Origin of the sequence: Janthinobacterium sp. UMAB-60 (assembly GCF_900095235.1) — a bacterium.
In the GTDB taxonomy this organism is placed as follows: domain Bacteria; phylum Pseudomonadota; class Gammaproteobacteria; order Burkholderiales; family Burkholderiaceae_D; genus Janthinobacterium.
This window is the reverse complement of record NZ_LT607493.1, coordinates 190,047-216,339: the sequence shown is the minus strand read 5'-3', so window position 1 is coordinate 216,339 and position 26,293 is coordinate 190,047. Positions and strand designations below refer to the sequence as shown.

14 protein-coding genes are annotated in these 26,293 nt (G+C 65.6%); 8 read left to right on the top strand and 6 right to left on the bottom strand.

Features of this window, described 5'->3' with window-relative positions; translation table 11 throughout:
• Positions 1-49 precede the first annotated feature (49 nt).
• Complete coding sequence (locus K0F86_RS19395; RefSeq protein ID WP_034753754.1) at positions 50-454, bottom strand: MerR family DNA-binding transcriptional regulator; 405 nt, start codon at positions 452-454, stop codon at positions 50-52.
• Positions 455-1,155: 701 nt separating this feature from the next.
• Between K0F86_RS19395 and K0F86_RS19390 the strand changes: the two genes are divergently transcribed.
• Positions 1,156-1,563, top strand: coding sequence for a hypothetical protein (locus K0F86_RS19390; RefSeq protein ID WP_034753756.1), 408 nt, complete (start codon positions 1,156-1,158; stop codon positions 1,561-1,563).
• Positions 1,564-1,625: 62 nt separating this feature from the next.
• On the opposite strand, the gene K0F86_RS19385 is transcribed toward K0F86_RS19390, so the two are convergent.
• The 5 genes from K0F86_RS19385 to K0F86_RS19365 all read right to left on the bottom strand — a co-directional run bounded on the left by K0F86_RS19385 (position 1,626) and on the right by K0F86_RS19365 (position 5,972).
• Positions 1,626-1,961: a hypothetical protein gene (locus tag K0F86_RS19385; RefSeq protein WP_219135890.1), complete on the bottom strand. Its 336-nt coding sequence runs from the start codon at positions 1,959-1,961 to the stop codon at positions 1,626-1,628.
• A 167-nt stretch (positions 1,962-2,128) separates the two neighbouring features.
• Positions 2,129-2,743 (bottom strand): UbiX family flavin prenyltransferase, encoded by a 615-nt coding sequence (locus K0F86_RS19380; RefSeq protein WP_219135889.1) that lies wholly within the window; start codon positions 2,741-2,743, stop codon positions 2,129-2,131.
• Entirely contained in the window at positions 2,736-3,047 is a 312-nt protein-coding gene (gene grxD, locus K0F86_RS19375; RefSeq protein WP_071074969.1) for a Grx4 family monothiol glutaredoxin, read from the bottom strand. The genes K0F86_RS19380 and grxD overlap by 8 nt, the downstream gene beginning before the upstream one ends.
• Before the next feature lie 118 nt (positions 3,048-3,165).
• Entirely contained in the window at positions 3,166-5,514 is a 2,349-nt protein-coding gene (locus K0F86_RS19370) for a Tex family protein (protein ID WP_219135888.1), read from the bottom strand.
• Between the two features lie 92 nt (positions 5,515-5,606).
• Positions 5,607-5,972, bottom strand: coding sequence for a hypothetical protein (locus tag K0F86_RS19365; RefSeq protein ID WP_219135887.1), 366 nt, complete (start codon positions 5,970-5,972; stop codon positions 5,607-5,609).
• 267 nt (positions 5,973-6,239) lie between these two features.
• On the opposite strand from K0F86_RS19365, the gene K0F86_RS19360 reads away from it, so the two are divergent.
• From K0F86_RS19360 to K0F86_RS19330, 7 genes are all read left to right on the top strand, one after another.
• A complete protein-coding gene (locus tag K0F86_RS19360; RefSeq protein WP_219135886.1) occupies positions 6,240-6,893 on the top strand; it encodes a secretin and TonB N-terminal domain-containing protein in 654 nt (217 codons plus the stop codon).
• Complete coding sequence (locus K0F86_RS19355) at positions 6,860-7,453, top strand: RNA polymerase sigma factor (RefSeq protein WP_257572243.1); 594 nt, start codon at positions 6,860-6,862, stop codon at positions 7,451-7,453. The genes K0F86_RS19360 and K0F86_RS19355 overlap by 34 nt, the downstream gene beginning before the upstream one ends.
• Positions 7,446-8,393: a FecR domain-containing protein gene (locus K0F86_RS19350; RefSeq protein ID WP_219135885.1), complete on the top strand. Its 948-nt coding sequence runs from the start codon at positions 7,446-7,448 to the stop codon at positions 8,391-8,393. The genes K0F86_RS19355 and K0F86_RS19350 overlap by 8 nt, the downstream gene beginning before the upstream one ends.
• Before the next feature lie 160 nt (positions 8,394-8,553).
• Positions 8,554-22,200 (top strand): filamentous haemagglutinin family protein, encoded by a 13,647-nt coding sequence (locus tag K0F86_RS19345; RefSeq protein WP_219135884.1) that lies wholly within the window; start codon positions 8,554-8,556, stop codon positions 22,198-22,200.
• A gap of 198 nt (positions 22,201-22,398) precedes the next feature.
• Positions 22,399-24,024: a ShlB/FhaC/HecB family hemolysin secretion/activation protein gene (locus tag K0F86_RS19340; protein WP_257572242.1), complete on the top strand. Its 1,626-nt coding sequence runs from the start codon at positions 22,399-22,401 to the stop codon at positions 24,022-24,024.
• A gap of 56 nt (positions 24,025-24,080) precedes the next feature.
• Complete coding sequence (locus K0F86_RS19335; RefSeq protein WP_219135882.1) at positions 24,081-25,862, top strand: DUF2341 domain-containing protein; 1,782 nt, start codon at positions 24,081-24,083, stop codon at positions 25,860-25,862.
• Between the two features lie 13 nt (positions 25,863-25,875).
• A complete protein-coding gene (locus K0F86_RS19330) occupies positions 25,876-26,286 on the top strand; it encodes a biopolymer transporter ExbD (protein ID WP_034753784.1) in 411 nt (136 codons plus the stop codon).
• The last annotated feature ends 7 nt before the right edge of the window (positions 26,287-26,293 follow it).

Sequence of the window (26,293 nt, the reverse complement as noted above, 5' to 3'; positions counted from 1 at the left end):
TACGTAAACGTAAAGTGGCGCGCGCGGCAGCTGTCCGCTGCCCGCGCCTTTAGTTGGTTTGCGCCTTATCAAGGTTCAAGTCCGCCAGCATGCGCGCGCACGCGTCTTCATGCGCGCTGATTTCCGCCAGCGCCATTTCGATATCGATGCGCTGCTGTTCCAGCGTTTGCCGGTGCTGCGCCAGCACGCCCAGGAAGCGGTCCATCTGCGCGCGCGTGTCCTTCGGCGACTCGTACATGTCGACCAGGCTCTTGATTTCCGACAACGCCAGGCCCAGGCGCTTGCCGCGCAGGGTCAGTTTCAAGCGGGTGCGGTCGCGCGGCGTGTAGACGCGGCTACGTCCGCCTGCGCCTTCGCGCTTCGGACTGAGCAAGCCCTGGTCTTCATAGAAACGGATGGCGCGTGCCGTGATGTCGAATTCCCGCGCCAGTTCGGTAATGGTATAGGTCGTCATTGCTGCGGGCGGTGTCGGTTGCATGGGTGATCGGTCGATAGATGGGTGCTGCGGGGCAGGCGGGTGGCAAAGTGCCGTTTACGTCAACGTCAATACTATTGTAGCGTGCCTTGCCCGTGCTGCAACAAAGAAAAAAACGCCTGTGGACAGGGGAATTTGGCGAATAAGACAACAGTTACTGAAAATAAATTGATTCTTCTTGCGCAAACACGCTTAAGATCGAGAGTTGGTGGCCAAGATGACACCAAAAAGAGCTTTCCTGGCATAACTGCGACATTCTTTTCGCTGCGATGGCAGTAAAATTTTTTGGGTAATAGGGACGATCAAAAAACAACGTTTCACTATGAGTACGTTGTATTGATTGTTTCCATATTGAAAACAAAATGGCCCTTCTGAAAACTTTGTCTACAAGAAATTGTATGACATGGGCATTGCGTGTATCGGTAGAGCAGGGCATTATCCGATACCGTACGTTGTAATGCCAAACCGAGGCTTTGAATCGTGCTGCAGTGCGAAAATCAAGGCCAGCCGCGAATTTGAACCGAAGCCACACAGAATCACAAGAGAAAATTTGGACCACTTTTTCACCTGAAAAGCCTGGCCGGAGTGTTAATTGTTAATTTATACTCTTTTCAAATGTAACAATCTGTATGGTCATTCAAGAAACTGACTTTCATGTTACAACATGAAATAGTACACCTATGAATTCTTCTAACGAACGCGAAAGCTTCAGCCAACGACTTCAGTTGGCTCTCAAAAACGCCCATTATTCTCCAGACAGCCCGACCAGACTGGCCCGGGAATTCAACATCCGTTTCGACGGACGCCCGATTACCGTGCATGCAGCTAGGAAATGGTTAGTAGGTGAAGCAATTCCCACGCAAGAGAAATTGCGCATGATTGCCCAATGGTTGGGCGTTCCTGCGGAATGGTTGCGTTTTGGCGGCCCGGAAAGCGCCACGCCGAATGGCGAAGCGGGCAGCGCTTTATCACGTTTTGAGTCCGCCGATGTGAAATTAATTGCCGATTTGCAAAGATTAGATGAACATCATCGTCAAATCGCGCGTGAATTTATTCGCATGCTGGTCAGAGTCAACTACCAAAAGTAAGCATTCAGGCCCTCCCCGGCCGGCGCCGTCCGCTTTTTGCTGGCGGTGCTCTCCCTGTCCTCTTATTTGCGCAAGGTCATACTGGAGACATGATTTTGCCGCACAATAAGACTTCGCATGTTGCGCTGCAGCGGAATTATTTGACAATAATCCCGTACGCAGCGGCGCAGCGGCCAATACCAGCGCATAATCACAGCAGAAGCAGCCAGTTCATCCACTACGGAGCCGAGCATTTGAGCCGTCTTATGAAAAGTAACTACAGCAATACCGCGCAGCTGAAGGACTTGATGACCGTGCCTCCCATGACCGCCGCGCAACATGCGGAAGTGATGCGTAAACGGATCGCCCACCGCAGGATGGTTGAAGAAGCCAGGGATTTGAAGCAGGCCAGTGCTCATCAGTTCGACAAGAGATGAGGGATGCCTGACCAAAGCTACTGCGCGTCGGCATAGGCGGTCTGCGATGCTCACCGTGCTAGAGCACGGTTGCGCTTCTCGACCACCTCTTCCTTCCGCTCGTTACGCTTTTGTCAGGCATCGTGACGTGCGTAGTTTTCAGTAGTTTTTCAGTTTGTTGTTGATGGATCTGGGGTTTTCAAACCATTCCACCGCGGCGCCAGGGCGTGCTCGATGCCGAGCAGGTCGATGACGCGCGCCACCGTATGGTCGACCATCTCCGCGATGCTGTGCGGATGGTGATAAAAGCTCGGTAATGGCGGGAAGATGATGCCGCCCATTTCGGTCACGGCGGTCATATTGCGCAGGTGCGCCAGGTTGAATGGCGTTTCGCGCACCATCAGGATCAGGCGCCGGCGCTCCTTGAGCACCACATCGGCGGCCCGCGTAATCAAATTATCCGACAAGCCATGCGCCACGGCCGCCAGGGTCTTCATCGAGCACGGCGCGACGACCATGCCATCCGATTGAAACGAGCCGCTGGCGATCGACGCGCCGATATCGCGCAGCTTGTGCACGACGTGCGCCTGCGCTTCGATTTCCTTGCGCCCCACGCCCGTTTCCTGGTGCAGGGTCAAAACAGCGGCATCGGACAGAACCAGATGCGTCTCGACGCCGGGCGTGGCGACCAGCAATTGCAGCAGCCGCAAGCCATACACGGCGCCCGTGGCACCCGTGATGGCCACGACGATACGGCGCGGCCGCGCAAGCTGGCTATCAGGCATCGATCAGGGTTTTCAGTTCGCCCGATTCAAACATTTCATTCATGATATCGGAACCACCGATGAACTCGCCTTTCACATACAGCTGCGGAATGGTCGGCCAGTTCGAATAATCCTTGATGCCCTGGCGCACTTCCGGGTCGTCCAGCACGTTGACTGTAGCGATGTTTTCCACGCCGCATGCCTTCAGGATCTGGATGGCGCGGCCGGAAAAGCCGCACTGCGGGAATTGGGCGGTGCCCTTCATGAACAGCACGACTGGCGTGCTCGTCACGGTTTCTTTGATCCAGGTTTGTACGTCGCTCATAGCTGCCTCTGATGGGGAAATAAATAGATGCCGTCATTTTATAAGAAAACGACGGCACGGGTATGCGCTCAGGTCATAAATCGGGCAAGTCAGCCACGCCGGCAAGCCGGCATGGCGCTTAGCCGCGCAGCTTGGCGAACGCGGCGGCCATGCTGCCGGCCGGCTCGGGCGCATTGCGCGACTGCGACTGGTGCTGCGCCAGGCCGCGGCGGTCGTTGCGGTCGCCCTTTTGCTCCGGCTTGCTGCCCGCCTGCGGCGCGCTGTCCGTCAGGCGCATGGTCAGCGCGATGCGCTTGCGCTTTTCATCGACTTCCAGCACTTTCACACGCACGACCTGGCCCGCCTTGACCACCGTGTGCGGGTCTTTCACAAACGTGCTCGACAGGGCCGAGATGTGCACCAGGCCATCCTGGTGCACGCCGATGTCGACGAAGGCGCCAAAGGCGGCCACGTTGGTGACCACGCCTTCTAAAATCATGTCCGGGCGCAAGTCGCGGATTTCTTCCACGCCTTCCTTGAATGTGGCCGTGGTGAACTCGGGACGCGGGTCGCGGCCCGGCTTTTCCAGTTCCTTCAAGATATCGGTAATGGTCGGCACGCCAAACGTTTCATCCGCATATTTTGCCGGGCTCAAAGTTTTCAGCAGGGCCGTTTCGCCGATGACGGCCTGGATGTCCTTCTTGATGTCCGCCAAAATCTTTTCCACCAGCGGGTACGATTCCGGGTGGACGGCCGAGGCGTCCAGCGGGTTCTCGCCGCCCATCACGCGCAAAAAGCCGGCCGCCTGTTCGAACGTTTTGTCGCCCAGGCGCGGCACGGCCTTTAACGCCGCGCGCGAGGTGAACGCACCCTTCATGTCGCGGTAGCTGACGATGCTTTGCGCCACGCTGGCCGACAGGCCGGAGACGCGCGCCAGCAGGGGAGCGGACGCGGTATTGACGTCCACGCCGACGGCATTCACGCAATCTTCCACCACGGCATCGAGCGAGCGGGCCAGCTGGCTTTGGCTCACGTCATGCTGGTACTGGCCCACGCCGATCGATTTCGGATCAATCTTGACCAGCTCGGCCAGCGGATCTTGCAGGCGGCGCGCGATCGACACGGCGCCGCGCAGCGACACATCCATGTCCGGCAACTCTTTCGAGGCGAATTCGGACGCCGAATACACCGACGCGCCCGCTTCCGAGACGACGATCTTCGTCATCTTCGCTTCCGGGTGCTGCTTGATCAGGTCCTGCGCCAGTTTATCGGTCTCGCGCGAGGCGGTGCCGTTGCCGATCGAAATCAGCGACACATTGTGCTTGGCTGCCAGACGGCCCAGCGTGTGCAGCGAGCCATCCCAGTCGTTCTTTGGCTGGTGCGGGTAGATCACGGCCGTGTCGACCACTTTACCGGTGGCATCGACCACGGCGACCTTGACGCCCGTGCGCAGGCCGGGATCGAGGCCCATGGTGGCGCGCTGGCCGGCCGGCGCGGCCAGCAGCAGCGCTTTCAGATTGGTGGCGAAGACGTTGATCGCATCGAGTTCCGAGCGTTCGCGCAGCGCGCCCATCAGTTCCGTTTCCAGGTGCATGAAGCTTTTCACGCGCCAGGTCCAGCGCGCCGTGTCCGCCAGCCATTTGTCGGCCGGACGGCCTTGTTGCTTGATGCCGAAGCGGACGGCGATGCGGCCTTCGCACGGATTGTGCGGCGCATCCCATTTCGGTTTTTCCGCTTCCGTGTCCAGGCGCAGGGTGACGTCGAGGATGCCTTCGCGGCGGCCGCGCAGCAGCGCCAGCGCGCGGTGCGATGGCACTGTGGAAATGGTTTCCGAGTATGCGAAATAATCGGCGAATTTTTCGCCTTCATCCTGCTTGCCTTCCACCACTTTCGATTCGACGATGCCATGTTCCTGCACGTATTCGCGCAAGGTTTGCAGCAACGTTGCGTCTTCGGCGAAGCGCTCCATCAAAATCTGGCGCGCGCCGTCGAGGGCTGCCTTGGTGTCAAGCACGCCCGGGTTGTTGCCGTCGGCACTAGTAAACGCGTCGCGCAGGAACTTGCCCGCTTCCATTTCCGGCGTCAGCTCCGGATTGTCCAGCAAACAGTCGGCCAGCGGCATCAAGCCCGCTTCGATGGCGATCTGCGCCTTCGTGCGGCGCTTCTGCTTGTACGGCAGATACAAATCTTCCAGGCGCGTCTTGTCTTCCGCGTGCATGACGGCGTCGAGCAGCTCAGGCGTCATCTTGTTCTGTTCCGTGATCGAGGCCACGATGGCGGCGCGCCGCTCTTCCAGTTCGCGCAGGTAGCGCAGGCGCTCTTCGAGCAGGCGCAGCTGGATATCGTCGAGGCCGCCGGTTGCTTCCTTGCGGTAACGGGCGATGAAGGGCACGGTGGCGCCTTCGTCGAGCAGTTCGATGGCGGCGGCAACTTGCACCGGTTTGGCGGCAAGTTCAAGGGCAAGGCGTTGTTCGATAGTGGGCAGCATGGTTGTTTCCAGAGCGATCAAGCTTGGAATGATACGCAATCGGCGCGATTGCGCAATCTTGACAGCGCAAATGGACTGTGCGTTGACGACCGCTAACGGGCTGGCAGCAGCGGGCTGGCGGGCGGCGCTGGCGTTGGCCTCTGTGGCGTGACGGACTTGCCAAAGGCATTGCCCATGCGGTGTTCGAGGGCGGCGCGGTTGTACAGGCCCAGCTGGTTCGACGGACGCTGCACGGTCGCTTCCGCCCCGGACAGGCTAGGCGGCGGCCGGTTCACGGTGTTGCTGTTGGGTAATAATTTTTCACTCAAGCAAGACATCGATGGCGCGCGCTTGCCGTTCACTTCCACCTCCACGCAGCCTTTCTGCGGCGCGGCGGCTGTCACGACGACGGTGTGCTCGTCCGCCTGCGCGGCCAGGGCGGCGCAGGTCAACAGCAATAGCAAGAACAGGCGTGCCATGGCGGCTCCCGGAACGGTGGAACAAGCGTTCAGCATAGCAAGGTCATATGTCGCAGCGATGACACGCCAGCGTGATCGCTAATGCCCCATGTCATACAGTTGTCATTTTATGAAGTTACCATCCTGCCATTCTGCAGACAACATTGCAGTCAAGACACTTCATGAGCAGGCTCTCGTTGATTTCCCTGGACAATGACACGAATCCACCGCCGCACCGCAACGGGCAATGCCCTGTCCGCCTGCTTGCTGATGACATTGATGACATTCATGACATTCGCGCGACCGGCTGCCAGTGCGGACGGCGTCGACGCGGCCGCGCACGCGACCCTGCGCTTCGACTTGCCCGCCCAGCCGCTCGATGCGGCCCTGGTGGCGTTTGGCGAAGTGACCGGGTATTCCGTGCTGGTCAGCAGCCAGCTGGCGGCGGGCAGAGTGGCGGCCCCCGTGCGCGGTAACTACACGCCGGCCGAGGCGCTGCGGCGCTTGCTGGCCGGTACCCGGCTGGCGGCGCGCTTCAGCGGCAGCAATGCCTTCACCTTGCTGGCGCTGGCCGACACCCCCGTGGCACCCGTGCCCGCGCCGGCCGAAGCGGCGCCCGCCACGCCGCCGTTGCAGGGCTATGCGGCCATCCTGCAGCGCTCGCTCACGCGCGCCCTGTGCCGCTTGCATCCGGACGCCTTCGGCCGCTACCGCCTGGCCTTCCAGTTGTGGCTCGACGAGCGGGGCAAGGTGCGCGACGTGCACGTGCTGGAAGGGAGCGGCGTGGAACAGCGCGACCGTGCCGTGCTGCAACGCTTGCGCAGCCTGCTGATGGATGGCGCGCCGCCGGCGGGCTTGCCGCAACCGCTGACGATTTTACTGACGCCGCGCCCCGACCCCGGCGCCGATTGCGCGCCCTACCTGATGGCCGGGGCACCCTGAGCATGTCGGATTTGCTGAAAGCCACCTTGCGCAAGCTGTTCCTGGAACGCTATGGACAGTTTCGCCGCCACCTGCAGCGCCGCCTGGGCTCGGAAGACCTGGCCAACGATGCGCTGCATGAAACGTATTTGCGGGTGGAACGGATGAACGCGCCCGAGGCGATCAGCTATCCGTCCGCCTACCTGATGCGCATCGCCATCAACATTGCGGAAGATCAACGCCGCGATAATGCACGCCTGCTCAGCCTGCCCGATATCGATGACTTGTACGAGATGGCCGATGAATTGGCCGACCCGGCCCGCACCTTCAGCGCGCGCGCCGAGCTGGAAGAACTGGAGCGGGCCTTGCAGGAGTTGCCGAAACGCCGGCGCGCCATCGTCATCGCCGCCCGCGTCGATCAGTTGCCGCACCGCGATATCGCCGAGCGCTTCGGCATTTCCGCCCGCACGGTGGAGAAGGAATTGCGCGCCGGACTCGAACATTGTTGCGAACGCATGGGACGCGATTTCATCCAGCGCTTCGGTCCCGGCGCGGGAAAAACGTCTAAACATCATGATTGAACAAGCGGAAGACGACATGGGTGTCATCCAGAAGGAAGCGCAGGCGTGGGTCGTGCGCCTGGCGTCGGGCCAGGTCAGCGAGCGCGACGCGCAAGTGTTTCGCCACTGGTGCGCGCGCAGCCGCAGGCATGCCAACGCCTTTGCCGAGGCGCGCGCCGTGTGGGGCGCGATGGCGCCGGCCGCGCGCGCCGTCAAGCGGGCGCAGCGGCCTGTGAACATGGCGCGGCGCGCCTGGCTCGGTGGCGCCGTGGCCGCCTCGCTGGGCTTGCTGGTGCTGCGCCCGCCGACGGACCTGTGGCCGGCCGTGGCGGGTCTTGCCGCCGACTATGCCACGGGCACGGGCGAGCAGCGCGAAGTGGCGCTCGATGGCGGCGTGCTGGTGCAGATGAATACGCAGACGCGCCTCGATGCGTCGCCCGTGCAGGACGGCGCCGCGGCGCTGGTGCTGCTGGCGGGCGAGGCGGAATTCCAGGCCGGCTTGCGCGGCGCGGCGCGCGTGCGCGTGCAGGCGGGCGACGGCACGGTGTCGGCCGGCAGCGCGCGCTTCAATATCCGTTTATTTGGCCAGGAAGTGTGCGTGACGTGCCTGGCGGGCCGCCTGCGCGTGGCGCAGGCCGGCAACGATGCGGAGCTGGCGGCCGGCCAGCAGCTGCGTTACCGGCCCGAGCATTTCGGCATCGCCCGTGTGGTGGCAAAAAGCGACGTCAGCGCGTGGCGCCAGCGGCTGCTGGTGTTCAAGCAAAGCACCCTGGCCGAGGTGGTGGACGAGGTGAACCGCTACCGTCCCGGCAAGCTGATCCTCAATGGCGACGCCTTGAAACATACGCGCGTGCAAGCGAGCTTTTCGCTCGACCGGCTCGACGACGTGATCGCCCTGATCCAGGATGCGTATGGCGCGCGCGTGACGCGGCTGCCGGGCGGCATCGTGCTGTTTGGCTGAGAGCGAATTATGACATTTTCATGACCTTTTGCAGTCCCGGATCTTGTTCCCTGTCAATGCTGCTGGAAGCCGCGAATCTGTGCCTGCCGCCCGCCCCGTGCGTGCCGCGTGCCCTTTCGCGATATCGGTCAGCAACGGAACATGAAAAGGGAATGTCGCCATGCAGCGAAGCAAGTCGGTCACGAAACACGCATCCTCCTCCGCCATGGCGGGCAACCGGAGCGGTCGCCCGGTGCGATTGAAACCGCTGGCGCTGGCCATCGCCCTGCTGTTGCAGACGGGTGGCGCGCAGGCGCAGCAGCCGTTCAGCGGTGCCTGGTTTGCGGGCAAGGGCGCCAACCAGGGTGCCGCCGCCAGTTCGGGACGCTTGCCGAATGGCCAACCGGCCACATCGCTGAACAATCCTTTGTTGCAACAGCAGAAGGCCGAAGGCAAGCTGCAGCAATCGCTGAGTAACCTGTTGCTGGCCGCGCGCGGCATCGCCGCCGAACAGGCGGTGCAGGCGGCCGCGCGCCAGGCGGCGCTGGCGGCGGGCGGCGCCCCCGATGGCTTGGCCAAAGGCGGCTTGCAGGTCGACACTAACAGCCTGACGGCGGGCTGGCTCAATGCCCAAGGACCCGTGCAGACCCAGGCCGATGGCAAGACTGTCGTGAAGGTCGTGCAGAACGACGACAAGGCGATCCTGAACTGGGAAAGCTTTAACGTCGGCAAGAACACCACCTTGCAATTCGAGCAGAAATCGCACTGGTCCGTATTGAACCGCGTGAATGATCCGCTGGCGCGCCCCAGCCAGATCCAGGGCCAGATCAAGGCCGACGGCACGGTGATGATCGTCAACCGCAACGGCATCGTGTTTACGGGCAGCAGCCAGGTCGATACGCGCAATCTGGCCGCCGCCGCCATGGGCATGAGCGACAGCCAGTTCAAGAGCGGCCTGTACGGCAAGGCGCAGGGCACGGGCGCCGTGCCGACCTTCGCGAATGACTTGCTGTTGGACCAGAATACCTACACGCACGGCAAGGCCGAGGCCGATGTCGTCGTCGCCGCCGGCGCGCGCATCGACACGCGCAAGCCGCAGACGGTGACCGAGGGCGGCGGCTATGTCTTGCTGGCTGGCCGCAGCGTTGAAAACGCGGGCGCCATCACCACGCCGAATGGCCAGACGACCCTGGCGGCCGGCGACGCCATCGTCGTGCGCCCGGGCCAGGGTTCGGACAAGAACCAGTTTTCTAGCACGCGCGGCAATGAAGTCGAGATGCTGCGCGTGGCCGGCAGCAGCGCCGGCAGCGTCGTCAACAACGGCGTGATCCAGGCGGCGACAGGCGACATTACGCTCAGCGGCAATAGCGTGCGCCAGGATGGTGTGCTGCTGTCGAGCACGACCGTCAATGGCCGCGGCAGCATCCACCTGACGGCGGCAGGCGAGAACGCCGGCGTCACCCTGGCGCGCGGCAGCGTCAGCGCCGTTGTCATCGATGACAACGGCGCCACGGCGCTGGACGTGCAGCGCGATACCTTGCTGAAAGATGCGGGCAAGGGCACGGAAGGCATCGGGGACCGGCGCGACCAATCGCTGGTGCGCATCGTCTCCGCCGGCAACGTCGAGCTCGAAGGCGACTCGCTGACCCTGGCCACGGGCGGCCAGGTGCTGGTCGACGCGGCCCGCCGCAGCCACGTGGCGCGCGACGCCGCCATCGACGTTTCCGGCGCCGTCGGCGTGAAGGTCGACATGAGCAGCAACAATGTGCTGATCAACGTGCAGGGCAACGAGCAGCGCGATGCACCCGGCAGCCGCGATGCCAAGTACCTCAACAACAGCGACGTGTGGGTCGACCGCCGCGACCTGGTGCTGGTGCCGGCCGGCACGAATGGCTACGCCACGGACCGCTGGTACACGGCTGGCGGCTTGCTGGAAGTGAGCGGCTACCTGAACACCAGCGGCCACGGTATCGGCGAGTGGGCGGCCCAGGGCGGCACCGTGGCCTTTGGCGGCGGCGAAGTGGTGACGCAGGCCGGTTCGCGCATCAACATCGCCGGCGGTTCGCTGGATGTGCAGACGGGCATGGTCAAGCAGACGTGGCTGAAGGGCGCCGATGGCGTGATGGTCAAGCTGAGCACGGCCCCCGCCGACAACCTGTACACGGGCCTGTACCGCGGCTATGAAAGCACGCATGCGCGCTGGGGCGCGAACACGACGGAGACGTACGCGAATGCCTTGATCGGCCCGCGCGAACGCCTGGAAAACGGCTATACGGTGGGCCGCGATGCGGGCCGCCTGATCGTCTCCACGGGCGCCGCCGTGCTGGAAGGCGATATCGATACCTCCGTGTTCCAGGGCGAGCGCCAGCAGCGCAAGCGCGATGACGGCATGGATAGCTACAAGCAGGCGCAGACGGCGGCGGCGCGTGCCGGTCAATTGATCGTGGGCAAAATGACGCCCGTCTTCGATACCAGGACGGGCCAGCTGCGCGACAGCCCGCAAGCCGTGCTGGAAAAGGTCGAGATCGGCAAGGTGGCGCCCGTCGCCGATGGCCAGCTGCTGAGCGAAGCCTTGCCGGCCGCGCGCAGCAAAACCTTGCGGCTCGATGCGGACTGGCTCAACGGACTGGAGCTGGGCGCGCTGAATATCTACGCTTACGACAAGCTCGACGTCAATGCCGACGTGCGCGTGGCCGATGGCGGCGACATCGCCCTGCACGCCACCGATGTGGCGATCAAGGCCAATGTGAGCGCGCGCAGCGGCAGCATCGCCGCCGGCAACATGGTGTCGCGCTATCTGGCGAACACGGGCGCCGTGTGGCTCGATGCACCCGTGTCGCCGGAAGGGCGTCCCACGGGTCCGGCCGGCGTGCGCGTGGCGCCCGGCGTGCGCCTCGATGCGCGCGGCCTGTGGAGCAACCTGGAACTGGACCCGGCTGCCAGCGGCGGTTTGCCGTATGTCAATGGCGGCAAGGTCGTTCTGAAGAGCTCCGGCGGCATCGAGCTGGCCGGCGGCAGCGTCATCGACGTCTCGTCCGGCGCCGCCCTGATGAGCAATGGCAGCCTGCAGGGCGGGCGTGGCGGCGATATCACCCTGGCGGTCGATTTGCCGCGCGAAAAGGCCGCCACCGGCGCCTTGCTCAAGCTCGACGGCGAGCTGCGCGGCCATGGCGTGAAGGGCGGCGGGCGCCTGGCGATCGATAGCGGCACGGCCGTCAGCATCGGCGGCACACTGCTCGAAGGCGACGTGCTGCCAGCGGGAAGCAGCGCCCCCGTCGGCCTGCGCCTGAGCGATGAATTTTTGATTGCCAAGGGCGAGAAGGTCCCCTTTGATTTCGCCATCGTCACCAGCCTGATCAAGCCGGGCCAGACCCTGACCAAGCCCGTGACGGCGGATGTGTCGACGCAGAAACCGCTGGTGCTGGGGGCCGACTTGCTGGTACCGCAGGGCGCGAACTTCTTCATCAACGGCACGATGTATGTCCAGGGCGGTTCCATCGCGCCCGCCGGCAGCGTGGTAACGGCCATCAACGGTCTCAATGCGGGATTCGTGGTCTCGGCGGAGGCCTTTCCCAACGGCTTGCCCATCCTGCCGCTGACGACGCAGTATGCGGCCGGCAGTATCGCCGCTGCCGACGTGCGCACGCCGCGCGGCGTGCTGCTGCCGACTGGCACCATGCTGGGACGCGACGTTGCCGTGCAGCCCATGCTGGCGCTGGGCGCCAGCCTGTTCCAGAGCGGCTTTGCCGATTACGCCGTCACGGGCCGCGACGGCGTCGTGGTGGCCAACAATGCGCAGATCGATGTGCGAATGCCCGTGCTGCGCTTCAATCCCGCCACCGGTCACACGGTGGCGGGCGGCACCGATCCGGGGGCCGCGCTGGAAGTGTGGACGCCGCAGCTGTACCAGGAAGATGCGCGCAAGGGCCGCTTGACGCAGCGCGCCGGCGCCGACCTGACGCTGACGGCCGGCAGCCCGTACGTGAAGGGCGCCCTGGCGGTGGCGCAAGGCGCCGTCGTCACGGTCGATCCGGGCCGTCAGATCAGCCTGACTGGCAATGGCCAGGTGAGCATCGATGGCCGCCTCGACGCCTGGGGCGGCAAGATCGCCATCCTGCCGGGCAGCTTCGGCACGGGCAATGACGTGGATGTGCCGAACGGCAAGGGACAAGCCACCTCGATCTGGATCGGCGAACATGCCGTGCTCGACGTCGCTGGCCGCGCCACCGTGGCCACCGACATGCGGGGCGGGCGCTATGGCCGCGCCGACAAGGGCGGCAGCATCGAAATCGGCGCCCGCTACAAGGCTGACGCCGCCAGCGTCGATGCGGCCGATGCCTTTGTCGTGGTGCGCCCCGGCGCCCTGCTCGACGCCAGCGGTGCGCAAGCCACGCTGGACTTGCCGAACCAGGGCGCCGTCAACGTGGCCGGCGGCGGCGGTTTGATTTCGCTCAGTTCGTACAACGGCATCTTTGCCGACGGCATCATGCGCGCGGCGGCCGGTGGTGCTGGCGCGGCAGGCGGCACCCTGGCGATGGCGCTGGACACGCCCAACTATGGCCAGGTGGACCGCCAGACGCTGCAAGGCGCCGCCGTCGACAATGCGGTGCGGGTGCCGCGCGAATTCGTGCTGGCGCAAGTGCAGGGCGACAGCGTCCTGCCGGCCGATCTGCGTGCCGGCCAGCAGGACGAGGCCTTGCGCTACGGCAGTGCGCGCCTGGGCGCCGACCGCGTGCAGGCCGGCGGCTTCGATAACCTGGCCATGCATGTGAACGGCATGCTCAGCATGGACGGTGACGTCAGGCTGGCGCTGGGCCAGAGCCTGCGCCTGAGCGCCAGTTCGCTGGGGCTGGCGCAAAAGCAGGCGCAGTTGGATGGGGAGGGCCAGGACAAGGCGAGCAGTCTCGCCAGCCAGGTGCACCTGGCGGCGCCGTATGTGCGCCTGGGTACGGCCATGCGCGGACAGAAGGACAATTACATCGTGCCCAATGCCGTGAAAGGGTCGAAAAATTCGGGCAAGGGGCGCGGCATGCTGGGCGTGCCGCTGGTGGCCGACGGCTCCCTGCTGCAGATCGATGCGGGCATGCTCGATCTTGCGGGCGAGGTCAACATGGGCACGCGCGGCGAGATCGTGCAAAGCAGCGGCAAGCCGCTGGCCGTCGAACGCGATGCCTTCGAGCAACTGACCCTCAACAGCCGCGGCGACTTGCGCATGTCGAACAACGCCGCCCTGTACCAGCCGGGCAACCTCACCCTGGCCGCCGCGCAGATTTACCCTGCCACGGGCGACAGCGGCATGGTCATGGTGGGCCAGAGCAGCCGGGTCGACGAGTTCGGCAATATCCGCGTCACGCTCGATCCCTTGCGTACCTTGAATATCGAGCGCAGCGGCGGCAGCGCCACGCCGAACCAGCCGTTTTCCGTCTTCGGCAGCCTGAACCTGGTCGCGCCCACCATCAAGCAGCGTGGCGTGCTGCGCGCGCCGCTGGGCCAGATCACCCTGGGTGCCGAAGGCTATGAAGCCTACACGGGCCATGTCAAGCTGTTGCCGGGCAGCCTGACGTCCGTCAGTGCGAAAGGCTTGACGATGCCGTATGGCGGCACCCTCGATGGCCTCAGCTACCTGTATGACGGCAACGATGTCGTGTTCAAGGGCGTGGGCAACGGCCCCGAGATCGCCTTGACGGGCGCCGCCGTCGACGTGCAACAAGGCGCCGTGCTCGACCTGTCGGGCGGTGGCACCTTGACGGGCGCGGCCTTCCTGGCCGGGCGCGGCGGCTCCACCGATGCGCGCCTCAATCCGCTGGTACAGATGAAGCCGAATGGCGGTTTTACCTTGCCCGGCCTGAATACCAACCCCGTGTACGCCATTATTCCCGGCGTGCAGCCGGACGTGGCGCCTTTGACGGCCGAGCAAGGCGCGGGCAAGCCCGCCGTGGGACGCCAGATCACCATCGCCGCGGGCGTGCCCGGCCTGGCGGCCGGCACCTACACCCTGCTGCCATCAAATTTTGCCTTGCTGCCGGGCGCCTTCCGCGTGGAGTTGAATGGCCTGGCCGGCGCCGTCGAGGCGGGCGGCACGGTGGCCATGCGCAACGGTTCGTATGCCACGGCGGCGCAGACGGGCATCGCCGGCACGGCCATCCGCGACGCCGTGCCCGGCCAGGCCATCCTGACGCCGGCCGAGGTGCTGCGCAGCTATTCGCAATACAATGAAACGGGCTATGCCGCCTTTGCCATGGCGCAAGCCACGCGCGACGGCGTGCCGCGCGCCATGCTGGAACGCGATGCCAAGGCCGTGCGGGTGCAGCTGATCGCCCCGTCCTTGCACAGCGTCGAGGATAACCACACGCCATTGATGATGGATGGCAGCGCCCTGTACGCGCCGGCCGAGGGCGGCTTTGGCGGCTCCCTGCTGCTGGGCACGGGCGGCCATGCATCGACCCGCTACGAAGTGCTGGGCGACGGCACGGCACCGCTGGCGGACTTCAATGGCGTGTCCGTGCACGCCTCGCAGATCAACGCCTTTGGCGCCCAGCGCCTGGGCATCGGCGGCTTGCCACGCGTCAGCTACAACGATTTCCTTACGGGCAGCAACCAGCGCGCCAATATCGCCGCCATCAACGAATCGGCGGGCGGCATCGTGCTGCGCGATGGTGCCGTGCTGAAGGCGGCCGAGGTGTTCCTGGTGACCACGAAAACCAACGATGGCATCTTCCTGGAGCAAGGATCGGGCATCAATACGCTGGGCCGCGGCAAGGCGGCCTGGGATTCGCGCGACGGCTATGTGTACCAGCCGATGGGCAGCGTGCTGGCCGTCTCGAACGGCTGGCTGGACATGCTGCCGGCCGTGCGCACGCCGTCCGATTCGGATGGCCCCGGCATCATCGACATCGGCGCGTGCGCGAAGACGATAGTCGCCTGCGGCGGCACGACCTCGCTGTATTCGGAAGGCACCATCGCCGCCGTGACGGAGCGCGCCTTTACCCTGCGCGACAATGTGCGCTACGGCACGCGCAACCTGGTGCTGGCGATGGGCTCGATCAATATCGGCAGCGCAGCCTCGCTGGCGGACGCCAGCGCCCGCGGCGCCTTGCCGGACGGCCTGGCATTGAACCAGGGCGTGCTCGACCGCCTGCTGCGCGGCGACATCAGTACGGGTGCGCCGGCGCTGGAAAGCCTGGGCTTGACGGCGCGCAACTCCTTCAACTTCTATGATTCGGCGCAACTGTCGACCATCGACGCGGCCACGGGCAAGTCCTCACTGTCGCGCCTGGTGCTCAATACGCCCGCCATCTACGGCTATGGCGGCACGGACGCGCTGGCGCGCATCCATACCGACACCCTGGTGTGGCAGGGCGCGACGAATGCGCCCGGCGCCGTCGTCGCGGCTGGCCCCGGCACTGGCAGCGGCCGCCTGCAGGTCGACGCCAAGCGCATCGAGTTCGGTTTCACGCCGGACAGCCGTCCCGACACCATCCATAAGCTGGACCGTTTGATACTGGGCTTCGGCCAGGTGGCGCTCAATGCCAGCGAGCAAGTCACCGCCAATAACAAGGGCAGCCTGTCCGTCTACCAGTCGCAGGGCGCCTGGGATACGGCCATCAACGGCTACCGCTACAGCGGTGGCGATGTGCTGATCAATACGCCGCTGCTGACGGGCGCGGCAGGTTCCGTCAACCGCATCACGGCAGGTGGCGAGCTGAAGGTGAGCGCGCCCGCAGGCGCCGCCGCCGCCACGCCGACGAATGCGGCGCTGGCCGGCGCCTTGGGCGCCGAAGTGGCGCTCAGCGGCAACAGCGTCAGCGTGGATACGTCGGTGGTCTTGCCGAGCGGAAAACTGACCCTGTCGGCCGAGCGCGATGTGTTGCTGGGTGACAAGGCCAAGCTGGACCTGGCGGGCCGCAAGATCGATTTCTACGACACCAGCAAGTACAGTTGGGGCGGCGACGTGATCCTCGACAGCCGCGAAGGCGATGTGCGCCAGGCGGCCGCCTCCGTGATCGACGTATCGGCCGTGAACAACCGCGCCGGCAAGCTGAGCGTGATCGCCACGGGCGACGCGGCCGGCACGGCCGACTTGCGCGGTACCTTGCTGGGAGGCGCCAGCGGCAGCTACGACGCGGGCGGCACCCAGGTAGCCTACGCGGCTGGCGGCGTGGAGATCCGCGCCCGGCATCTCGGCGACTTCGCCGGCCTGAACCAGCGCCTGAACACGGGCAAGGTATTCGGCAGCCGCAGCTTCCAGCTCAAGCAGGGCAATTTGAGCATCGGCGACGAGCTCAAGGCGCGCGAAGTGAGCGTGTCCGTCGATGGCGGCAGCTTGACGGTGAACGGCCGCATCGATGCCAGCGGCGAACAGGTGGGCAGCATCCGTCTGGCCGGCCGCGACGGCGTCACCATCCAATCCGGCGCCGTGCTCGACGCGCATGGCACGCTGCTGCGCACGGACAGCTACGGGCAAGTGATCGAGGCGCCGAACCGCGCCGTGATCGAACTGGCTGCGCCTGGCGGACGCCTGACCCTGGAAAGCGGCGCGCGCTTCGACCTGCGCAGCGGAGACAAGGGCGGCAACTATGGCAGCATCGACCTGAACGCGCGTCGCCTGGGCGGCGCCACGGGCGACGACATCGATATCGATGCGGCTGGCGCGCTGAACATCGCCGGCGCGCGCAACATCAACGTCAACGCCTTCTGGCAATACAAGGATGCGCCCGCCGGCACGGGCAAGGATGCGGATGGCCGCAGCTATCAGAGCATCGACCAGGCTTACCTGGACGGCAAGCATGCGGACAGCCAAGCCTTCATGGCCCACGCGCTGGCGAACGGCAACTTGATGAACAGCAAGCTGCGCGGCTTGCGCGGCGACGCCAACGCCTTCCACTTGCGTCCTGGCGTCGAGATCGTCAGCGCCACGCCGGGCGGCGATCTGCACATCGATGGCGACATCGACCTGTCCGGCCACCGTTATGACGGCGTCAATCCGCTGGCGCGCCTGAGCGGCGTGTACGGCTCGGGCGAGGCGGGCGCGCTGGTGCTGCGCGCCGGCGGCAAGCTCAGCGTCTTTGGCAGTATCACGGATGGCTTCGATACCCGCAGCTTGCCCGTCACGCCGGATGACAAGGGCTGGCAACTGGTGAAGGGCCGCTTGCCGTGGGGCGGCGAGGTCGTCGTGCCGCAAGCGGGCCTGGTGACCCTGGCCGAAGACACGTATTTCAAATCGGGCACGAGCGTCAATTTCGCCGTGCCGATGAAGCCGATGCAGTTGCGCGGCGGCACCTTGCTGGCGACGCGCGCCACCTTGACGGATGAGCTGAACTTGCCTGCCGGTAGCGTGCTGGGCGGCGCCGTGCGCAATCCCGACGGCAGTGTGCTGTACGCGGCCGGCAGCGTCTTGCAAAAGGCGCTGACCTTATCGAGCGGCATGCAGCTCGATCCTGGCCTGCGCCTGCCGGGCGCGGCCAAGGTGGCGGCCATGCTGTGGCCGGCGAATGTCGCCTTGCCCTTCCCGGAAGGCAAGCCCATGGACACGGGCGATAGTGTCAACCTTGTCAACGGCGTGGTGCTGGCCTCGGCGCTGGCGCTGGACAAGGGCAGCGTGCTGCCCGCCGGCACGCTGGTCAAGCTGCCTGGCGACGCGACCATGGTGTCGCTGCGCACCGAGGATGGCACGGGCAACCAGGGCCGCAACTGGGCGCTGGCGCCCATGCTGGCCCAGGGTTCGCAAGCGTGGTCGCTGCGCCTGGTGGGCGGCGCCGATACGGCCGCCGCCGATACGCGCGCGCTGCGGCCGCATGCGAAAGACGCCCATCTGATGCTGGCCGATACGCATTACGGCATGGGCGAACGGACATCGATCAAGCCGGGCACGGGCTTGCCGGGTACCTATATCTTCAACGATAACGCCATCAGCCAGGGATACCCGGAAGGCGAGGTCGATATTGTGGCTTGGTTTGGCAGCGAAGAGCTCTTGCTGCTATATGGCGCGGATCTGGTAACCAAGGTGGCCGACGGCACGCCACCCGAGTATGTGACCAAGGTGGAGCCGGCGCGCCAGCCCCTGTTCAGCGTGCTGCGCACGGGCACGGGCGACCTCGACTTGCTCGCTGCCGGCGACTTCGACATGCGGTCACTGTATGGCGTCTACACGGCGGGCACGCAGTCGGCCTCGCCGCTGGTCGATGGCAAGGATCTGTTCAACCTGCCGCGCGGCCTGAGCGCCAAGGGCAAGTTGCTCGGCGCGCTCGATGACAAGCTGACGCGCTTCGTCGATGGCGGCAGCGAGAGCCTGTACCGCGCCTGGTATCCCGAGCACGGCGGCAACCTGCTGCTGCGCGCCCAGGGCGACGTCAAGGGCGACACCGTGGGCACCGCCCTGCAGCGCCGCGAGGATGCCATCGGCACCCTGAACGCGCAGCAGGACACCAGCGACATCGGCACCTGGCTGTGGCGCCAGGGCAGCGGCAGCACGGGCGCGGGCGTGCCGACGGCATGGTGGATCAACTTCGGCACCTATGTCGCGCGCCCCGAAGGCTCTGACCTGTTTGCCGGCTTGCCGATCGTGTCGGGCTTTACGGGCATCGGTACCCTGGGCGGCGGCAACGTGCTGCTGCAGGCGGGTGGCGACGCCGGCATGCTGACCTCGCGCGCCGATCCGGGCGGCGCATACACGCCGCGCAGCCAGGGCCTGAACGTGGCCGTGGGCAGCACGGGCAGGGTGACGCCAGACGGCAAGCTGCTGCTGACGGGCGGCGGCGACCTCGACATCCGCATCGGCGGCGGACTCAACCCTGTCGCCGAAGTACGCAGCTTCGATGCCAACAGCGACTTCCCGAATGCCGATACGCGCTTCGAGCGCCAGTATCCCACGCTCAACAGCACTTTCACCAATCTGCGCGGCGCACTGCGCATGGAAGCGGGCGCGGTGGGTGGCGTCGAGCTGCGTTTCGACCGCGCCGATCCGAAGGAATCGCGGCCGTATGAAACCTATACGGCGGGCACGGCGATTGCCAGCGGCGGACCGATCCTGGTGCCCGGTGACAGCGGCGTGCGCATCGATGCGCGCGGCGACCTGGTGCTGGGCGGCACGGCCGATGCGGGCCGCGTGAAGCAGCTGACCAACGGCTCGCCGTTCAACTACCAGGGTGTGGAGCGCAAGGGCGAGGGCTGGAGCTGGTTCTCGCTGTGGACGCCGGCCACGGCCATCGACCTGTTCAGCGCCGGCGGCAATCTGACGCCGACGTCCGCCTGGATCCAATCGGTGACGGGCGACAATCACGCGCCGACGGACGGACGGTATGTCATGCCATCCGTGCTGCGCGCCGTGGCCGCCAGCGGCAGCTTGTACTACGGCAATGCCAGCCTGGGCAGGCTGGGCGAGGGCAGCAAGGTTGACATGCCGCAAAACGGCGTGATCCTCGCACCGTCGCCGGTGGCGCCGCAATTTGTCAGGACCGGCGCGGGCCAGCTGGAAATGCTGGCGGCCGATTCCATCCATGCGGCCGGCTATCCGATCACGCCATCGGGCGCCGATCCGCGCCTGTTGCCGAGCCCGTTCAACCCCGGCTTCGTCGGCGCGCTGGACCCAGTCTGGTTCGGCCTGCTGCCGCTGCATAACGTCAGCGCAAATGCGCTGGCTCCCTCGCCATTGCTATCGTTTGGTTCGAATCCCAACGGCGCCGGCGAGGCCGCACAGACCTATCCGCTGTTCAGCATGACGGCGCCGACGGTGTCGGACTATGTGCCGGTGGGCCAGGTGCCCGCGCATTTCTATGCCAACAGCGGCGACATCGTCGGCCTGCGCACGGGCGGCATCGTGTACCGGGCGACACTGAAGGGCGAAACGGGGCCGCTGGGCGTGTGGTACGAGGGCGGCGGCGCCGTGGCCGTGCGCGCCGGGCGCGACATCGTCAATGCTGGCACGCCGCTCGGCAGCGTCGAGGGCGTGCCCGATGGCACGGCGGGATGGACCAGCAAGGGCTTCGCCGGCCGGCCCGACTACCCGGACAAACCGCTCGTCACCGGCAGCTCGTCCGCGCGCGGCAACCTGTTCGTGCACCGCCATGCCGCCGACGTCTCCGTCGTCAGCGCCGGGCGCGATATCCGTTACAGCACTTTCTATGTGGCGGGGCCGGGCCAGCTGAACGTGAGCGCCGGGCGCGACCTGTACATGGCCGACAAGGCGCAATTGCGCAGCCTTGGTTCCATCGTCGGCACCCGCCCCGGTGAACACGGCAATGGCGCCGGCATCAGCGTGGCCGCCGGCGTGGGGCGCAATGGTCCCGATTATGCGGCTTTCGCGGCGCGCTACCTGGACCCGGCCAAGCTGGCCGACCCAGGCCGGCCGCTGGCCGACCAGGCCGGCAGCGCCGTGTATGTCTACGGTGGCAAGCTGACCCTGGCCGACTGGCTGCGCGGCCAGTTTGGCTACAAAGGCGACGAAGCGGGCGCAGCCGCCTTCCTCGGCACGAAGCAGGTCGAACTGGAGAAGGCCGGCCAGCAGACGGGTGGCGTGCGGCGCGACCTGGCGCGCGAATATGCGCTGGTCAGCCAGTTGCACCTGGTGAACTGGCTGACGACGCGCTTTGGCGGCGACAGCGGCCTGGGCATCCGCTATGACCCGGCCACCGATGCGCGCAGCTTCTTTGCCGCCTTGCCGAAGGAGCAGCAGCAGGTGTACCTGAGCAATGTCTACTTTGCCGAACTGAAGGCGGCCGGGCGCGAGTACAACGACCCGGACGGCATGCGCCGCGGCAGCTACCTGCGCGGCCGGGAAGCCATCGCCACCCTGTTCCCATCGCAGGACAAGGCCGGCAAGAAGATCGAGTACAAGGGCGACCTGACGATGTTCAGCAGCGCGCTGTACACGGTCGATGACTACGGGGGCATTTACACCAAGCGGCCGCTGGCGGGCGTGCGCTACCTGAGTCCGCAGGAGTGGGCCGAGGCGGGGTATCCGACGGTCAACGTGCCGCACGTGATCGTCAACGATGCCGGCATCCACACGGATTTCGGCGGCGATATCGGCATCACGGTGCCGGGCGGGCGCGCGCTGATCGGCGTCGACGGCGGCTATGCGCCGGGCGAAGGCTCGGGCGTGCTGACGCAGGGCGCCGGTGAAATTCAGATCTACGCCCGGGACAGCATCCTGCTGGGCCAGAGCCGCATCTTCACCACGTTCGGCGGCAACATCCTGGCCTGGTCGGCGCAGGGCGACATCAACGCGGGCCGCGGCTCGAAGTCCACCGTCGTCTACACGCCGCAGCGCCGCGCCTACGACGGCATCGGCCTGGTCAGCCTGTCGCCGAGCACGCCGAGCACGGGCGCCGGCATCGCCACCCTGAATCCGATCCCGGAGGTGCCGCCTGGCGACATCGACCTGATCGCCCCGCTGGGCACCATCGACGCGGGCGAGGCGGGTATCCGCGTCTCGGGCAACGTCAACCTGGCGGCCTTGCAGGTGGTCAACGCGGAAAACATCCAGGTGCAGGGCAAGTCCACGGGCATGCCGGTCATTGCCGCGGTGAACGTGGGTGCGCTCAGCAATGCCAGCGCGGCCGCCTCGCAAGCCGTGACGGCGGCGCAGGACGTGCTGCAGCGCGAACGGGCCGCCACGCGCCAGGCGCTGCCGTCGCTGTTCACGGTGAAGGTGCTGGGCTTTGGCAATGACTCGGCGGACGAGGGCGGTGTCGGCAAGCACAAGGGCGGTGAGCCGCAGGCATCGAGCTACCAGCCAGCCGGCGTGGTGCAGGTGCTGGGCGCGGGACCGTTGACGGCGCCGCAGCTGCAGGCGCTCACGCCCAACGAGCGTCGCGGCCTGCAGCCGTGACCGCTGTACGAGCTTGACGGGATGCCATTCCGGCCGCGGCGCCAGCGCCGTGGCCGGAGTTTTATGAACATTTGATGACAAACGTCAGTTCGTGCGTGCGGCGTTCGTCTAGGTACTGTCTTGCCGAGCATAGCGTTCGGCGCCGCGATACCGGGTAGGGCAACCGTTTGATTTTGAGGTGAATGGAATATGCGTGAGATGAAGAAACGAGGTAACGGCGCGCCGCAGGCGCCCGCGACCGCCTTGAGCCTGCTGTGCCTGGCCATGCTGGCGTTGCCCGGCATGGCGCGCGCCCAGGACGCCGTCCCGGCGGCGGCCCCCGTGGCCGCGCCGGAACGGCAAGTGACGATCGAGGAATACCTGGTGCGCGGCAATACCGTGCTCGACGCGCGTGCCATCGAAGAGGCGGTCACGCCGTTCCTGGGGCCGGGCCGCACCCTGAAGGACGTGGAAGGGGCACGCGACGCCCTTGTTGCGGCCTATCAAGCCCGGGGCTATCAGTCCGTCTACGTCGACTTGCCCGAGCAGCAGGTGGAGCAGGGCGTGGTGGTGCTGCAGGTGAGCGAAACCAAGGTGGGCCGCTTGCGCGTGGTCGGCGCGCAATACAACTCGCCGCTCGACGTGCGCCAGCAAGTGCCGGCACTGACGGAGGGCAAGGTGCCCGACTTTACCCAGGCGCAAGTGGAATTGACGGCCCTGAACCGCGGTCCCAAGCGTCAGGTGATGCCGCTGGTCAAGCAGGGCAGCCTGCCCGGCACCATGGACGTGGACTTGAAAGTGGAAGACAGCAGCCCGTGGCGCGCCAGCGTCGGCTTGAACAACGATTACAGCGCCGATACGAAGAAATTGCGTACCAGCATGTCGGTCGGCCACGACAATCTGTGGCAGCTCGGGCATAGCGCCACCATCAGCTTTTTCGGCACGCCGGGCGACCTGAACCAGACCAAGGTGTGGTCCGCCTCGTACGTGGCACCGATCGGCACGCAGGGCTGGAGCCTGGAAGCGACCGGCTACCAGTCGAACAGCAACGTCGCCAGCACGGGCGGCACCAGCGTGCTGGGCAAGGGCCATGCGCTGGGCATGAAAGTCAACTATACGGTGCCCAACAGCGGCATCTGGTGGCACAGTTTTTCCGCCGGCATCGATTTCAAGGATAACCAGGAAGCGCTCAAGCTCAATGGCGCGGGCAGCAGCATTCCCCTGAAATATGTGCCGCTGAGCGTGTCGTATAACGGCTTTGCGCAGACGGAGGCGGCAACCTACGGCCTGGGCCTGTCGCTGGTGGCCGGCACGCGCGCCTCGTTCGGCTATGGCAGCGACAGCGCGGCCTACGACAACAAGCGCTACAAGGCCTCGCCCAGCTTCCTCGTCCTGAAGGGCGACGCCAACGCCACGTATACCCTGGGCAGCGGCGCGCAGCTGTACGGCAAGCTGGCGGGCCAGCTGGCCGATGCGGCGCTGGTGTCGGGCGAACAGATGGCCGCCGGCGGCGCCAATTCCGTGCGCGGCTACCTGTCGGCCGAAGCGACGGGCGACTTCGGCGTGTCCGGCAGCGTCGAATGGCGCACGCCGCAGCTGACGTATTTCAGCCGCCTGGAAAACTGGCGTTTGTTTGCCTTTGCCGATGGCGCGCGCCTGCGCCTGCGCGATCCGATGATCGAGCAGAAAGACCTGTTCGGCCTGGCCTCCGTGGGCCTGGGCAGCAGTTTCCAGTTCCTGCGCTACCTGAATGGCCGCATCGACTTTTCGTATCCGCTGCGCGATGGCCCGCGCACGCACAAACACGTGCGCCGCATCAATTTCAACCTGTCGGCCAGCTACTGACGGCCCAGCCAACCAGCACTGCACTTTTTTAGACTTTTCTTCGGAGAATCACTGTCATGCAACGTTTTCTTTTTCTGCTCACGATCCTGGGCACGCTCGTTCCCGGCCTGGCGCACGCCTGGTGGCAGCCCGACTGGGCTTACCGCAAACCCGTCACCGTCGATGCCGGCCCGAAGGCTGGTGCCGTGGGCGGCGATCCCGGCCGCATTCCCGTGCTGTTGCGCTTGCATTCGGGTAACTTCAACTTCGAAGGCGTCAGCGACAACGGCGCCGACCTGCGCTTCGTGGCGGGCGACGATAAAACGGTGCTGAACCACCAGATCGAGCAATTCAATCCGCTCTTGGGCATCGCCCTGATCTGGGTCGACGTGCCGGCCCTGACGGCCGGCACGCCGCAGCAGCTGTGGATGTACTACGGCAATCCGAAGGCGCCCGCTTCCGGCAATGGCCAGCGTACGTTCGATCCCGACTACAGCCTCGTGTATCACTTCACCGAACCTGGCGTGCCTTCGCGCGACAGCACCGCCTACGGCAACCATGCGCAGACGGCCGTGCCGGCGCTCGACGGTTCCGTCATCGGCGCCGGCGCGCGCCTGGGCACGACGCCGTTGATGCTGCCCGCCTCGCCATCGCTGGCGCTGGCCGCTGGCGCGCCATTCACCTTCTCGGCCTGGGTCCGCCCGGACAGCCTGGGCGCGCAGCAAGTGCTGTATGCGCGCCGCGACGGCGCCAATGAATTGCTGATCGGTATAGACCAGGGCGTGCCGTTCGTGCAGGTGAATGGCCAGCGCAGCAAGCCGGGCCAGCCGATTCAGGCCGCGCAATGGTCGCACCTGGCGGTGAAAGCCGACAAAGCCAACGTGGCCCTGTACGTGGGTGGCCGTCCGGCCGTCTCGCTGGCCACCGCCCTGCCGGCTTTTACGACTGCCGCTTCGGTGGGCGCCGATGCGCCGCCGGTCGCCGCCGGCGCCGCCGCCCTGGCCAACTTCACGGGCGCCATCGACGAACTGCGCCTGTCGCGCACGGCCCGTCCCGATGCGTTGTTGCTGGCCGATGCCGTCTCGCAAGGTTCCGAATCGCGCCTGGCCGTGTTTGGCGCCGATGAACAGCAGGCCGGCAAAAGCCATTTCGGCTTCATCATTGCCGCCATGCCGCTCGACGCCTGGATCGTCGTCGGCCTGTTGGGCCTGATGATGGTCTTGTCGTGGATCATCATGATCGGCAAGGGCCGCAGCTATGGCGCCATCGCGCGCGCCAATGCGCAATTCATGCAGTCGTTCCACGAAGCGGCCGGCGCGCCGCTCGATCACCTGGCGCGCAATGGCAAGCTGAGCGCCTCCGTGAAGACGGATTCCTCGCTGTGGCGTTTGTATGACGTGGCCATCGACGAGATGCGCCGCCGCCACGACCGTGGCTACGACCTGAACGCCGTCTCGAACGCCACCATCGGCGCCATCCGCGCTGCCATGGATGGCGTGATGGTGCGCGAAAGCGAGCGCATGTCGAAACGCATGATCTGGCTCTCGACCACCATCGAAGGCGCGCCGTACGTCGGCCTGTTCGGCACCGTGATCGGCATCATGCTGGTGTTCGTCGTGGCGGCCATGGCCGGCGCCGTGGACATCAACTCGGTGGCGCCGGGCATGGCGGCAGCGCTGCTGTGTACGGCTGCCGGCCTGGGCGTGGCGATTCCCGCGCTGTTCGGCTACAACTGGCTGTCCTCGCGTTCCGACGCCATCGTCGCCGATATGGCTGTCTTCGTCGATGAATTTGCCACGCGCCTGGCTGAAGAGCAGGGCGACGGACGCCAGATGCGTCCCGTGCTGCAACAGGCGTGAGGGGTACATAACCATGGCCACCTCCGCCAAGTTTACCCCCCGCAAGCGTAGCGGCGGCATCAACATCACGCCCTTCGTCGACGTGCTGCTGGTGGTGCTGGTGATCTTCATCCTGACCAGCAATGCCAGCATTCCCGGCATCAAGGTCGACCTGCCCAAGGCCAGCTCGGCCATGGCGCTGGAAAAACCGAAGACCAAGGCCATCACCATCGACAACGCGGGCCAGGTCTTCCTCGATGCCTATCCCGTCACCCTGCCCGAGCTGGAAGAGCGCTTGCGCACGGAAAAGGCCTTGACGCCCGACTTTCCCGTGATCGTGCGCGGCGATGCTGCCGTGCAGTACGCGAAAGTGGTCGAAGTGCTCGACTTGCTGCGCCGCATAGACCTGAACCAGGTGGGCCTGGTGACCGGCAAGCCGGCATGAGGAGCGC

Bases quoted from the DNA above. Each gene is read 5' to 3' on its own strand.
- K0F86_RS19380 (WP_219135889.1), bottom strand. From the start codon at position 2,743: ATGCCTGATAGCCAGCTTGCGCGGCCGCGCCGTATCGTCGTGGCCATC.
- K0F86_RS19385 (WP_219135890.1), bottom strand. From the start codon at position 1,961: ATGAGCACTGGCCTGCTTCAAATCCCTGGCTTCTTCAACCATCCTGCG.
- K0F86_RS19335 (WP_219135882.1), top strand. From the start codon at position 24,081: ATGCAACGTTTTCTTTTTCTGCTCACGATCCTGGGCACGCTCGTTCCC.
- K0F86_RS19345 (WP_219135884.1), top strand. From the start codon at position 8,554: ATGCAGCGAAGCAAGTCGGTCACGAAACACGCATCCTCCTCCGCCATG.
- K0F86_RS19370 (WP_219135888.1), bottom strand. From the start codon at position 5,514: ATGCTGCCCACTATCGAACAACGCCTTGCCCTTGAACTTGCCGCCAAA.
- K0F86_RS19340 (WP_257572242.1), top strand. From the start codon at position 22,399: ATGAAGAAACGAGGTAACGGCGCGCCGCAGGCGCCCGCGACCGCCTTG.
- K0F86_RS19330 (WP_034753784.1), top strand. From the start codon at position 25,876: ATGGCCACCTCCGCCAAGTTTACCCCCCGCAAGCGTAGCGGCGGCATC.
- K0F86_RS19395 (WP_034753754.1), bottom strand. From the start codon at position 454: ATGACGACCTATACCATTACCGAACTGGCGCGGGAATTCGACATCACG.
- K0F86_RS19360 (WP_219135886.1), top strand. From the start codon at position 6,240: ATGACATTCGCGCGACCGGCTGCCAGTGCGGACGGCGTCGACGCGGCC.
- K0F86_RS19350 (WP_219135885.1), top strand. From the start codon at position 7,446: ATGATTGAACAAGCGGAAGACGACATGGGTGTCATCCAGAAGGAAGCG.
- K0F86_RS19365 (WP_219135887.1), bottom strand. From the start codon at position 5,972: ATGGCACGCCTGTTCTTGCTATTGCTGTTGACCTGCGCCGCCCTGGCC.
- K0F86_RS19390 (WP_034753756.1), top strand. From the start codon at position 1,156: ATGAATTCTTCTAACGAACGCGAAAGCTTCAGCCAACGACTTCAGTTG.
- grxD (WP_071074969.1), bottom strand. From the start codon at position 3,047: ATGAGCGACGTACAAACCTGGATCAAAGAAACCGTGACGAGCACGCCA.